This is a genomic window from Streptomyces sp. NRRL S-37, from assembly GCF_000721605.1.
Lineage (GTDB): Bacteria > Actinomycetota > Actinomycetes > Streptomycetales > Streptomycetaceae > Streptomyces.
Window position 1 is genome coordinate 257,407 of the sequence record NZ_JOIZ01000017.1, and the last position, 12,321, is coordinate 269,727.

General features: G+C 71.0%; 7 protein-coding genes. 1 reads left to right on the top strand and 6 read right to left on the bottom strand.

Translation table 11 applies throughout. The annotated features are described in order from the left end of the window. Positions 1–14 precede the first annotated feature (14 nt). The 6 genes from IH50_RS41725 to eccD form a co-directional block, all read right to left on the bottom strand. Complete coding sequence (locus IH50_RS41725) at positions 15–3,404, bottom strand: AAWKG family protein (protein WP_051767435.1); 3,390 nt, start codon at positions 3,402–3,404, stop codon at positions 15–17. 12 nt (positions 3,405–3,416) lie between these two features. Next, positions 3,417–3,863 carry a type VII secretion system-associated protein gene (locus IH50_RS38865; protein ID WP_051767436.1) on the bottom strand — a complete coding sequence of 149 codons (447 nt, stop codon included), beginning with the start codon at positions 3,861–3,863 and terminating at the stop codon, positions 3,417–3,419. A gap of 28 nt (positions 3,864–3,891) precedes the next feature. After that, positions 3,892–4,212, bottom strand: coding sequence for a WXG100 family type VII secretion target (locus IH50_RS0124995; RefSeq protein WP_030866475.1), 321 nt, complete (start codon positions 4,210–4,212; stop codon positions 3,892–3,894). 68 nt (positions 4,213–4,280) lie between these two features. Continuing rightward, positions 4,281–4,631, bottom strand: a complete 351-nt coding sequence (locus IH50_RS0125000) for a hypothetical protein (RefSeq protein ID WP_030866478.1) — start codon at positions 4,629–4,631, stop codon at positions 4,281–4,283. 358 nt (positions 4,632–4,989) lie between these two features. After that, complete coding sequence (gene eccB, locus IH50_RS0125005; protein WP_030866481.1) at positions 4,990–6,462, bottom strand: type VII secretion protein EccB; 1,473 nt, start codon at positions 6,460–6,462, stop codon at positions 4,990–4,992. Between the two features lie 18 nt (positions 6,463–6,480). Then, positions 6,481–7,878 carry a type VII secretion integral membrane protein EccD gene (eccD, locus tag IH50_RS0125010; RefSeq protein WP_030866482.1) on the bottom strand — a complete coding sequence of 466 codons (1,398 nt, stop codon included), beginning with the start codon at positions 7,876–7,878 and terminating at the stop codon, positions 6,481–6,483. Positions 7,879–8,178: 300 nt separating this feature from the next. Here eccD and IH50_RS0125015 point away from each other — a divergent pair, with 300 nt between their 5' ends. Next, complete coding sequence (locus IH50_RS0125015) at positions 8,179–12,165, top strand: type VII secretion protein EccC (RefSeq protein ID WP_037872829.1); 3,987 nt, start codon at positions 8,179–8,181, stop codon at positions 12,163–12,165. The last annotated feature ends 156 nt before the right edge of the window (positions 12,166–12,321 follow it).

The window sequence follows — 12,321 nt, forward strand, 5'->3', positions numbered from 1 at the left end:
TCCTCCCCTTCCCCTCAGCGCCCCAGGGCCTGCGGCGCGCCGCCCTCGTCGGTGCCCCAGACGTCCTCGTCCTCGGCCAGCCATGTGGTCCGTTCCCTGTCCCCGCTCTCCGTCTGCGGCCTCTCCCCCGCTCCGCCCATGCCTCCCATGGGCGGCATGAAGGGCGTGCTGCTGCTGGTCTGCGTGGACCGGGGGACGACGCGGTGCTCCTCGTCGTCGACGGTCTGCGCGGCAACCGTCCGGCCGGAGCGGCCGACCGTGGGCTCGATGACGGTCCTGGTGCGCTCGCCGCTGCTGCCGCCGGCCTCGCCGCCGGCGCCGCGCATCATCGGCGGGTACATCCCCGGCGAGCCCGATCCCGTGCCGGTGCCGTCGGCGGAGGCGCCCGCCAGGGCGCCGTCGCTCTGCGGACGCCCGAGCGCCGAGGCGAGGTCGTCCTGGTTGTAGAGGTTGTCGTCGAACACGGAGGAGTACGCGGAGCCGGCGGAGCCCGTGGAGCCGCCCCCGTTGTAGGCGGAGAGGTCGGGAGGCTCGGGCAGGTCGGCGATGCGCTGCCGGATCAGCTCGTCGATGTCCTTGTCGCCGGCGTTGATCCGGTCGTACTCGGCCTGGATGTCGCCCATCCGCCGGTCGTACTCGGCCTTGGCGTCCTTGCGCGCCTGTTCGGCCTCGGTGCGCGCCTCTTCGCGTTCCGCCTGGGCGTCGGCCTTCGCCTGGTCGTACTCGGCCCTGGCGTCGGCCTCGGCGGCGTCCGCCCGGTCGAGGGCCTCCCGTTCGGCGGCGTCGATCTCCGCGATCCGCCGGTCGTACTCCTCGCGGGCCTCGTTCTCGGGGGTGCCGGCGGCGATCTCGCGCTCGTACTCCTGGCGTGCCTCGGCGCGTTCCTGTTCGGCGTCCTGGCGCGCCTGGTCCCGCTGTTCCTGGGCCTCGGCCTTCTCCTGCTCGTACTCCTGGCGTGCCTGCGCCTCCTGGCGGTCGGCGTCCTGGAGGGCGGCGTCGCGCTCGGCGCGGGCCTCGGCCTTCTGCTGCTCGTAGTCGGCCTGCGCGTCGGCCTTGGCGTTCTCGGCGTCCAGCCTGGCCTGCTGCTTCTCCTGCAGGGCCTCGCGGCGGGCCTCCTCCTGCCGGGCCTCCGCGTCGGCCCGCGCGTCGGCCTGTTCCCGTTTGGCGGCTTCCCGCTCGGCGTCGGCCTCCGCCTTGGCGGCCTCCTGCTCGCGCTCCGCCTCGGCCCTGGCGGCCGCCTGTTCCTGCTTCGCCTCGGCCTTCTCGGCCTCCTGCTCCGCCTTGGCCTCCGCCTTCTCCTTCTCGGCCTCCGCCTTGGCGGCCTCCTGCTCGCGCTTGGCCTCGGCCTTCTCGGCCTCCTGCTCGGCCTTCGCTTCGGCCTTCTCCTTCTCGGCCTCCGCCTTGGCCGCTTCCTGCTCGCGCTTGGCCTCGGCCTTCTCGGCCTCCTGCTCGGCCTTGGCCTGCGCCTTCTCCTTCGCCGCCTCTTCCTTGGCGGCCTCCTGCTCGGCCTTGGCCTCGGCGCGGTCGGCTTCGGCCTGGGCCGCGGCCCGCTCCCGCTCCTTCTTCGCCTCGTCCTGCGCCTTCTGGTTCTGCGCGAGGATGAACTGCTGTTGCTGCTCGGCCTCCCGCTTGGCTTCGGCCTTCTCCTTCTCGGCCTCTTCCTTGGCCGCTTCCTGTTCGGCCTTGGCCTCGGCCTTCTCCTTCTCCTGCTCGGCCTTGGCTTCGGCCTTCTCCTTCTCGGCTTCCGCCTTGGCCGCTTCCTGCTCGGCCTTGGCCTCCGCCTTCTCCTTCTCCTGCTCGGCCTTGGCCTCGGCCTTCTCCTTCTCGGCCTCGGCCTTCTCCTTGTCCCGCTCGGCCTTCGCTTCGGCCTTCTCCTTCTCGGCTTCCGCCTTGGCCTCGGCCTTCTCCTTCTCGGCCTCGGCCTTCTCCTTGTCCCGCTCGGCCTTCGCTTCGGCCTTCTCCTTCTCCGCCGCCGCCTTGGCTTCGGCCTTCTCCTTCTCGGCCTCGGCCTTCTCCTTGTCCCGCTCGGCCTTGGCCTCCGCCTTCTCCTTCTCCGCCGCCGCCTTGGCGGCCGCCGCTTCGGCCTCCGCCTTCTTCTTCTCGGCGTCGGCCTCTTCCTTGGCGGAGATCTCGGAGAGGGGGCGGTCGTCCCTGTCGGTGATGCTGGTGTCGAACGCCTTCTCGGCTTCCTTGAACGCCTTGTTGATGGCCACGATGGCCTCGGCGCCCTTCGTGCTGAGCCAGTCCTGCACGGACTGCTCCCAGCGGCGCACCGCCTCGTCGGCGATCGCCTTCCACGTGGTCATGTCGCTCGGCTTGCCGTACGACTTCTCCCCGATGACGATCTCGTTCCGGAAGCCGGCGGTCGACACCACGTAGTTGTTCCAGGTGGTGTACGGCCCGCCGCCGCTGGACACCGTGTCGATGTCCGTCTTGTCGAACTGGGTGTCGAAGAGCTTCAGCCGAGCGTCCTGCAGCATGTCGTAGAGCCAGCGCTGCGGATTGCTCTCGGCCCTCCACGCCACCCAGGCGTCGCGCAGATTCTGCGCCTGCTCGAGGACGACGCCCTGGGCCGTGGCCAGCGCCCGGGCCGGCTCGGACCTCACCGTCACCGTGTCGATGGTGACCCCGGCGCCGTCACTGCCCTTGCCGTCGAGCTGGTCGGCGTACCCCTCGTAGTTCCGGGCCAGCTTGTGGATGAGCTCCTTGAAGATGGCGGCCGACGTGCCGTCCCAGGAGTCGCTGCCCTCTCCGATGTTCTCGGTGTCCCACTTGCCGATGGTGACCGCGCTGTCCTCGAAGAACTTGACGACCCGGTCGAACGCCTGGGCCGTCTTCGTGAAGGTGAGCAGATCGACGTAGGTACCGTCGCCCACCTTGATGCCGCGGTTCTCGAATCCATGGGTGGAGTAGGGCCACATCGTCAGCTGATCGAGGGCGGCCTTGGAACCGTAGATGTACTGGACCAGGGCGCTGGTGTCCCAGTCGAGCTTCTCGCCCTCGCTGTTCGAGCCGCCCTTGTCCATCAGGACCTTGCTCGTCTTCTCGAACTTCGCGATCACGTCCTCCCCGCTCGGCGGCGCGGCCGCGGGCGTGGCGAGGAAGGTGATGTACACGCGGTACCGGTAGAGGTAGCTGCCTTCGGAGACGTCCGTACCGTTTCCGGCCGGCTGGTAGTACGGAATGGTGTAGTTGGTGTTGTGCGTGCCCCAACCGCCCGAGGACAGGAAACCCGACGAATAACCCGGGCCGCCCTCGTCCTCCACCCGGACGTGGATCATCGGGATGCCGTCGTTGCCCTTGAGGGTGTCGAACAACGTCTTCCGCTCCGGCAGAACGTAGCCGGTGAGCAGGTCGACTGCTTTCTTCCAGTAGTCGTCGTTGTTGTCCTCGGGGTTGGCCATCGCCGAACTCCGCTACTCTTCCTCTTCGGTACCGCCCGGATTGTCGAGATCACTGTCGACATCCTCGAAGATGTCCATGAACTCGTCCGCGGTGATGTTCTCGAGATTCTTGCCCTGGCTCTTGGCCAGCTCGTTGATGGTGTCCCACAAGGCCTGTTCGAGGTCCTCGAAGAGAACCGTCTGGTCCTCCAGGATGCGCTCGACCTCGCTCGCGCCCTGCCGGATGACCTTGTTCAGGGCTCCCCCGCCGACCACGCTGTTCTCCTCGGCCATGGGGCCGATGACGAGCGGCTTCGAGGACAGGATCGTCGTGGTCGAGATGCTGTCCGCGATGAACGAGATCGCCGGGCCGGCGGTCGGACTGTCCTTGAGGATGTTCTCCAGCGTCGTGCGGAAGCTGTCGACCTGGTTGTTGATGAAGTTCTTCAGGAACGTGCTGTCGAGGACCGTGACGGCCACGTGATCATCCTTCCGTCACCGGCCGGCGTCAGCGGCTGCCGATCCTGATGTCGCCCCACCGCTGCGAGAGGTTCTGCTCCGTGGACCGGTAGTTGGCGGAGATTTCGGTGAGCAGACCGGAGTGGTTGGCGAGCAGGTTCTTGATGTTCTCGACAGCGTTGTCCCACTTCTTCTGGATCTCGCTGTAGACGTCCCGGTCGTCACCGATCCAGCTGTTGCGGAGTTCGGCCAGTTCCATCTCCAGGTTGGACAGAATCTCCATGATCGCCTGGGACTGGGTGATCATGTCGTCCGCCGCACCTTCGGCATGGTTGTAGTCGACGTAGATGTAGCCGTCGGAGAAGTCCATCAGAGTCCTCGATTCACCGGGGGAATGACGAGTGGGGAAGGGTCAGCGCCTGGTGGGTGCGCCGAAGGTCAGCTCGACGACGTGCTGGTGCCGTTGAGCTCGTCGAACACCTGCGTGGAGCGCGAGTACTCCTTGTCGATCGCGTCGCTGGTGGACCCCTGTACCAGCCCGTGCTCCGTGAGGGTGTTGTTGAGCTCGTCGACCATCCGGTCCAGGTTGATCAGGATGGTGTCGACGTGCCCGTCCCACTGCTCCAGAAGCTTCTTGTACTTGCCGCCGTCCGCGCCGCCGTAGTTCGAGGCGAGCGTTTCCATCGTGGTCCGGACGTCCTGCTGACGGGTCTGAATACTGGAGAATGCCTGTTCCAGCGCCATGATCCCATTACGGGTGGCATTTTCTTCGGACTGCTGCATGGCCATGAGGAAACTCCCTTTCGGCGAGACTCACCGGGCTGCGGCCCCATGTCACCCTGCGGGCAGACAGGGCGTCCCAGCGATCGCGACTGGCTCTCGGGGCCATGGGACGACCAGATGCTAGGCAGGCCGCAACTTGTTTGGCAATTTCCCCCGGAACCGCGAAGTCCCTTACTGGGAAGCTCAATTGAGCCATGACCCGGAATTCATGCCGCTCAAGTGAGCGGCGCGATGGATCCAGCCGGACAGATCAGGCATCCGCGCCGCTCGTCGGGGTGGAGCCGAGCGCCCGGCTGAACGTGAGGTGACCGCGGGACGCCAAGAATTTCCCTGACGGCTGCTTCCCGGCGGGGGTCCTCACCCCCTATGTCCGCGGGCACCGCAGCGTCACCCTCGCCTCGCCCTCGGCCGCCGCCTCCGGGGTCAGGTCCGGGCCGCTGGGCAGCATGGCCAGCATCGGGGACGGCATCGTCCGCGCCTCGACGCCCTCGTAGCCCAGCGCCGCCACCGCCTCCTGGGACAGCAGCCGGTACTTCACGCCCTCGTCCGTCACCAGGTACGTGGTGTCGCCCAGTGCGCTGCCGCTCGCGCTCAACGCTCTGACCAGCGCGCCCTTCCCCGCTCGTACGGCGATGGAGTCGACCTTCAGACAGCCCGGTTCGACCTCGGGCGCCGGCGCCTGCACCGCCGGGGGCAGGGCGCCTCGGGGCAGCACCGAAACGCCCACCCGCACACCGGAGTCCGTGGAGTCGACCTCCGCGCAGGAGACGGAGCCGGTGGCGACGGCGACCGCCCTCGGCGGCTTCGCGGGCAGCCTCTCCGTCCCCGGGCCCCGCGTGTCCGGGGCGAGATGCCCGGCCAGGATGTCCGCGCCAAGCGTCACCACGGTCGCGGCCTCACCGCCGTACGCCTTCTCCCGCGTGAGCGGGTCGCCCAGCAGGAGGGTCGCGCCGGTGTCGGTGAGGGGGACGAGGCCCTCCCGCGTGAGCAGGTGGTAGCGGGCGGCGGAGCCGGGGACGTCGACCTTGAAGAGCTGCCCGATCCTGGTGCTCCGCCCGCCCAGCTCGGGGCCCTTCCCGCCCCGGCCGGGCACGTCGGCGGGGGCCAGGTCCGGTCCCAGCGGGAAGGCGTCGAGGAACGCCGCGGAGACGGGACGCGGGGTGACGTCGCCGTACCCGAGGGCCTCGGCCGCCTTCGCCCGCTCGTCCAGGCGCAGCCGGCTGCCCTGCCACAGCAGGTACACGGCGTCGTCCGGGCCGGTGACCAGCAGGCCCTCGTCCTCACCCAGCCGCCGGCCACCGGGCACGTCCTGCGGGGCGTCGGCGCCGAGGGCGAGTGTCGTGGTCGTCGTGACGACGCCCGTCGTCCGCGGCAGGACGTCGGAGCACACCAGCCACGGGGTGCGGTCCAGGTCGCCCGTGCCCGGCAGCGCCTCGGGCCCGTCGGGGATGCCGAGGGGCGTTCCGTGCGGGGTGCCGGCCAGTGAGGACGTGCCCACCGTCGTCACGCCGATCTCGCCGCCGGTGACCAGCCGGGCCGACGCGTGGTTGCGCACCGGGCGCAGCCGCCCGTCCAGGTACAGGTAGCGGGCGCCGGTGTCCTTGTCGACGATCAGGTTCTCCCCCGATCGCCACGAGTCGTTGCCGCCGGGCTGGATGAGCCCGAAGACGAAGGCGCCGGCGCACACCAGCACGGCGATGATCACGCCGATCGCGGCGCCGCGGTTGGTCCGGCCCAGCGGGCTCTCCGGGGCGTCGGGCTCCGAGCGCAGCATGGCCGAGGCCAGCCGGCCCATGATGAAGAGGTGCGCCTGTACTTGGTCGCGCTTGCTGTGCATGTCGCCGTGTCTCCCGGGTCAGCCGTTGATGCCGCGGAGCCAGCCGTAGACGCCCATCGACCAGAGCGTCAGCGGCAGGATGCTGAGGGCGGCGAGTGAGTGCAGCAGCTCGGCCGCGCGTCCCCAGTACGGGACGAGCCGCCGTCCGGGCACCGTCCACGAGGCGATGATGATCGCGGCGGCCAGCCCCATCAGCCCGGCCGTCAGGGTCAGCCGGTCCGCCGGGGCGAGGGAGCGCGCGGACACGGACAGCAGCAGGACCACGCCCCAGGCCCCGGCGCAGGTCAGCGCCAGCCGCTGCCAGACGTTGCCCAGCCCCCGGCTGTGCAGCAGCAGGAGCAGGGAGAAGGCCACGACGGTGAGGATCTCGGCGAGGCCCGGCGCGGCCATGAGGGCCGCCAGACAGGGCAGGCAGACCAGGCCGATGGCGCCGTAGAGGGCGGTCATCCAGCCGTCCGCCAGCGCGGAGCGCGCGTCGACGTCCGAGGAGGAGTACGGGTCGATGCCCTGCTGAAGCTGCTGGACGTTGGTGGGCAGGGGCGGCATCCGCATGCCGGCCAGCCGGAACGACAGCGACGGGACGAACCCGCCGAAGAGCACCACCACGACGGCCACCACACCGGCCGCCTGCTGCGGCTCCAGGCCCAGGGTGATCAGGGCGGCGCCGAGCGCGCCCGCCGCCGCGACACAGGCCGCGCCGATGAACAGCGCCGGGTACACGCCGACCGCCGCCAGGGCGAGGATCGTGCCCGCGCCGCCGGCCGCGGACGCCGCCAGCAGCCGTGCGCCGAGGACGGCCTCGCCGTCGGCGCCGCCCAGGTCGCCGCCGGGCAGCAGCCAGCCCGCCAGGGCGAAGTAGGGGGCCGCCATCAGGCCGAGCACCGAACCGGCTCCGGCGTCCCCGACGGCACGGGAGGCGGAGCCCGCCCCGGCGATCAGCAGCAGTCCGGCGGCCGAGGCGGCGACCGCCCGTATCCAGCCCGCCGTGCCGGGCATGGCCAGCAGCACGATGCCCAGCGCGAGGGTGGCCGCGGCCAGCCCGCGCAGCAGCCGCCGGCCGGCCTCCGGACTCCAGCCGTGCGGTCTGCGGCTCATGCCGTCGGCGATGCCGTCGACCAGGTCGTCGATGTGCACCTCGGGCAGCGCCTCGGTGCGCGGGCGCAGATAAAGCTCCTCTCCGTCCCGCAGGCCGAGGGAGTCCAAGGTACTCTCGGGGTCGAGCGGTGGACCGCCGAGCCGCTGGAGCACCCAACCTCCGTGCTCCAGACCGGTTTCCTCCAGGTCGTCCCCTCCGTAGCCGATCACTGTGGGCAGCAGATCGGCGACGGGGACGTCGGAGGGCACGGCCAGGTCGACGGTCCTGGCCGGAGCACGTACGGTGACGCGGCACAGGCTTGCCGTCTGAATGTCGGTCATGGCTTCGGGGTTCACACTTTCTGGCGGACCACGGGATACGCGGTGGCTGGAAGGTGGCAGCGGCACACCGGTCGGTCGCCGAACGCGACGGAAAAGTCGGACGGGGCATGCGCCGACGAGTTTGACCGTACGCCGGGCTTTTCGCAACACCACTCCGGGAGTTCAGCTTCACGGCGCCGCCCGGCCATTTTCCCGACGCCGCCGCGCGGGACTCTGAATCTTTACGGTAAAACCCGCGACGTTCTCGCGGAGTCCCCCCGGAATTCCTTCCGAAATCATTGAGGAGGACGTTCGTTGAGCGTGATCCTGTTCCGCCGGCCGGCCCGCCGCAAAGGGCCGGAAATGCCGTCGGGGGAGCTGAGTCTCCAGGAGCCGCCCACGCTTCCGGAAGTCGTGCCGGACAGTTCCGCGGTGTGGACGTATCTGCCGATGGCGCTGATGTCGGTCTCCATGATGCTGATGTTCATGCGGCCGGGGATGAGCCGGAGCAGCGGCGGATTCATCTACATCGCGCTCGGTGTGATGGTGATCGCGTCGGCGGGCATGATGCTCGGCCAGGTCATGCGGCGCAACGGCGAGCGCAAGCAGCGGATGAAGGGCGAGCGCCGCGACTACCTGCGCTATCTGCGGCAGACCCGGCGCATCGTGCGGACGTCCATCGTGGAGCAGCAGCGTGCCCTCGCCTGGCGCCACCCGGAGCCCGACGCGCTGTCGTCGCTGGTGCGCAGCACCCGGCTGTGGGAACGGCGGACGTCGGACGAGGACTTCGCCGAGGTGCGGATGGGCGTGGGCGACCAGCGCCTGGCGATGAAGCTGACGCCGCTGTCGACCAAGCCCGTCGAGGACCTGGAGCCGCTGAGCGCGCACGCGCTGCGCAGCTTCACCCGCGCCTACTCCACCGTCCGCGACCAGCCCATCGCGATCTATCTGCGGGCCTGGTCGAAGGTGCTGTTCCGCGGGGACGAGGAGCGGATACGGGCCCAGGCGCGGGCCCTGCTCGCGCAGTTGGCGGTGTTCCACTCCCCCGACGACCTGTGGATCGCGCTGTGCGTCTCGGACGAGCGGCGCGCGGAGTGGGAGTGGGCGAAGTGGCTGCCGCACAGCCTGCACCGGCACGAGGAGGACGGCGCCGGACCGGCCCGCCTGATCGCCTCGGCCTTCACCGAGCTGGAGAACCTGCTCGGCGCGGAGTTCCTGGAGCGGCCGGGCGCCGACCCCGACGCGGTCCCGGGACGTGAGGAGCCGTACACGGTCGTCGTGATCGACGGCTGCACGGTGCCGGCCGGGCACCGCTTCGACGGGCACGGGTTCCGCAACGCGGTGGTGCTCGACCTCACCGGTGCGCTCGCGTGGAAGCCCGGCCGGACCACGCTGCGCCTGGAGGTGGACGAGGCCGGGGTCGCGCTGGTGCGCACCGACCGCGACCGCAAGGAGCAGTCGACGGTGCTCGGCCGGCCCGACCGGCTGGGCACGGTGGGCGCGCTGGCGCTGGCCCGGCTGCTGGCGCCGTACCGGATGAGCGTGGGCGGCGACGACTCCAAGCCGCTCGCCGACGACGTCGAGCTGACCTCGCTGCTGAACATCCCCGACCTGCACCGGCACGACCCGGCCACGCTGTGGGAGAAGGCGACCGGCAGCGCCCGGCTGCGGGTGCCGATCGCGGTGAGCGGTGAGGGCAGGCCCGTGGAACTGGACATCAAGGAGTCCGCGCAGGGCGGCACGGGACCGCACGGCATGCTGATCGGCGCGACCGGCTCCGGCAAGAGCGAGCTGCTGCGCACCCTGGTGCTGGGCCTCGCGCTGACCAACTCCTCCGAGACGCTGAACTTCGTCCTCGTCGACTTCAAGGGCGGCGCCACCTTCCTCGGCCTCGACGAACTCCCGCACACCTCGGCGGTCATCACCAACCTCGCCGACGAGGTGGCGCTGGTCGCCCGCATGCAGGACGCCCTGCACGGGGAGCTGATCCGGCGGCAGGAGCTGCTGCGCGCCGCGGGCAACTACACCTCCGCGCTGGAGTACGAGAAGGCGCGGCAGTCCGGGACGCCGCTGCAGCCGCTGCCCAGCCTGTTCGTGGTGGTCGACGAGTTCAGCGAACTGCTCGCCTCGCACCGCGACTTCATGGAGCTGTTCGTGATGATCGGCCGGCTCGGGCGCAGCCTCGGCGTCCATCTGCTGCTGGCCTCGCAGCGGCTGGACGAGGGCCGTATGCACCAGCTGGAGAGCCATCTGTCGTACCGGATCGGTCTGCGGACGTTCTCCGCGATGGAGAGCCGGGGCGTGCTCGGTGTGCCGGACGCCTACGAGCTGCCCGCGCAGCCGGGTGCCGGCTTCCTCAAGAGCGGTGTCGACGCGCTGACCCGGTTCCGGGCCGCGTACGTCTCGGGGCCGTACCAGCGGCGCCGGGCCGTGGTGCAGGCGCAGGTGGCGCGGCAGGTGGTGCCGTGGACGGCGGAGTGGGTGGTGCCGCGCGCCCCCGCGGACCCGGACCTGGCGGGCGAGCCCGACGGGACCGGGCCCGAGCCGGAGGGCGAGGGGGACGACGGCGAGGAGACGCTGCTGTCGGTGGCGCTCGACCGGCTGCGCGGGGCGGGGCCGCCCGCCCACCAGGTGTGGCTGCCGCCGCTGGGCCGGCCGGCCACCCTGGACCAGATCCTGCCGCCGCTGGCACCCGACCCGCGGTACGGCCTGACCACGGCCGACTGGCCGCTGCGGGGACGGCTCACGGTGCCGGTGGGGGTGGTCGACCGGCCCTTCGACCAGTTGCGCGACCTGCTGACCGTGGACCTGTCGGCGGCCGGGGGCCACGTGGCCATCGCCGGGGGGCCGCAGAGCGGCAAGAGCACGCTGCTGCGGACCCTCATCACCGCGCTGGCCCTCACCCACACCCCGCGCGAGGTGCAGTTCTACTGCCTGGACTTCGGCGGCGGCACGCTGGCCTCACTGGACGGGCTGCCCCATATGAGCGGGGTCGCGGCGCGGGTGGACACCGAGCGGGTGGGCCGTACGATCGCGGAGGTCACCACCCTGCTCGCCCGGCGGGAGCGGTTCTTCCTGGAGCAGGGTGTCGACTCCATGGCGACGTACCGCAAGCGGCGCGCGGCGGGTGAGTTCCCCGACGAGCCGCACGGGGACGTCTTCCTGGTCATCGACGGCTGGGCGACCGTGCGCCAGGACTTCGACCGGCACATCCCCACCTTCAACGCGCTGGCCGCCCGCGGGCTCAACTACGGCGTCCACCTGATCGTCACCACCGCCCGCTGGGTGGAGCTGTCGTCGTCGGTGCGCGACCAGACCGGGACCCGGCTGGAGCTGCGGATGGGCGATCCGATGGACTCGCAGATCGACTCCCGGAAGGCGGCGGCGATCCCGCGCAGCGCGGGGCGGGGGCTGACCTCCGACAAGCTGCACTACCTGTCGGCGCTGCCGCGCGTCGACGGGGTCGAGGACGCCGACGACCTCGCGGACGGGGTCGCGGGGCTGGTCGCCGCGATCGCCGAGAACTGGACGGGGCCCGCCGCGCCGCGGGTGCGGATGCTGCCTTCGACGCTGCCGGTGGAGGAGCTGCCGGAGCCGGAGGGCGAGAACGGGCTGCGGATCGCGATCGGCCTGGACGAGAACGAACTGGCGCCGGTGTGGCACGACTTCGCCGAGAACCCGCATCTGATCGTGGTGGGCGACACGGAGAGCGGCAAGACGAACCTGCTGAAGCTGGTCGCGCGCGGCATCACCGAGCGGTACACGCCGGCCGAGGCGCGGATCATGACGGTGGACTACCGGCGGGAGCTGGTGGAGAGCGTGCCCGAGGCGTACCGGCTGGGGCACGCGGTGTCGCTGGACATGCTGCGGGACCTGGTGGACGGGGCGGCGCGGGCGGTCAAGCAGCGGGTGCCGGGGGAGGACATCGCGCCGTCGCGGATGCGGTTGTGCGACTGGTGGCAGGGGCCGCGGCTGTTCATCCTGGTCGACGACTACGACATGGTGGGCGGCGGGCCGATGACGCAGCCGTTCGCTCCGCTCCTCGACCATCTGGCGCTGGGGCACGAGGTGGGGTTGCACCTGGTGGTGGCGCGGTCCTCGGCGGGGGCCGGGCGGGGGCTGAACGAGTCGTTGCTGCGGCGGCTGCAGGAGGTCAACACGCCGGGGCTGCTGATGTCGTGTCCGCCGAGCGAGGGGTATCTGTTCGGGAGCGTGAAGGGTCGGGAGCTGATTCCGGGGCGGGCGATCCGGATCGCCCGGCGGAAGACCTTGCAGGTGCAGACGGGGCTTGTGGGGGGCGCGTCGTGAGGCGCCCCTGCGCCGTGAGGCGTCCGTGCGGGGTGGGGCGGGGTTCGCGGGGTGCCCGGTGTGGGTGCCGGCCGGGGGGTGTTTACGCGACCCGGCGTTTGCGGGGTGCCGTCGCGCCCACCCGTGCCGCCCCAGCGGCACGACTGCCCGCGGGAG

Excerpts from the sequence above, each read along its gene's own strand:
- IH50_RS41725 (WP_051767435.1), bottom strand. The coding sequence starts at position 3,404 with ATGGCCAACCCCGAGGACAACAACGACGACTACTGGAAGAAAGCAGTC.
- IH50_RS0124995 (WP_030866475.1), bottom strand. The coding sequence starts at position 4,212 with ATGGACTTCTCCGACGGCTACATCTACGTCGACTACAACCATGCCGAA.
- IH50_RS0125000 (WP_030866478.1), bottom strand. The coding sequence starts at position 4,631 with ATGGCCATGCAGCAGTCCGAAGAAAATGCCACCCGTAATGGGATCATG.
- eccB (WP_030866481.1), bottom strand. The coding sequence starts at position 6,462 with ATGCACAGCAAGCGCGACCAAGTACAGGCGCACCTCTTCATCATGGGC.
- eccD (WP_030866482.1), bottom strand. The coding sequence starts at position 7,878 with ATGACCGACATTCAGACGGCAAGCCTGTGCCGCGTCACCGTACGTGCT.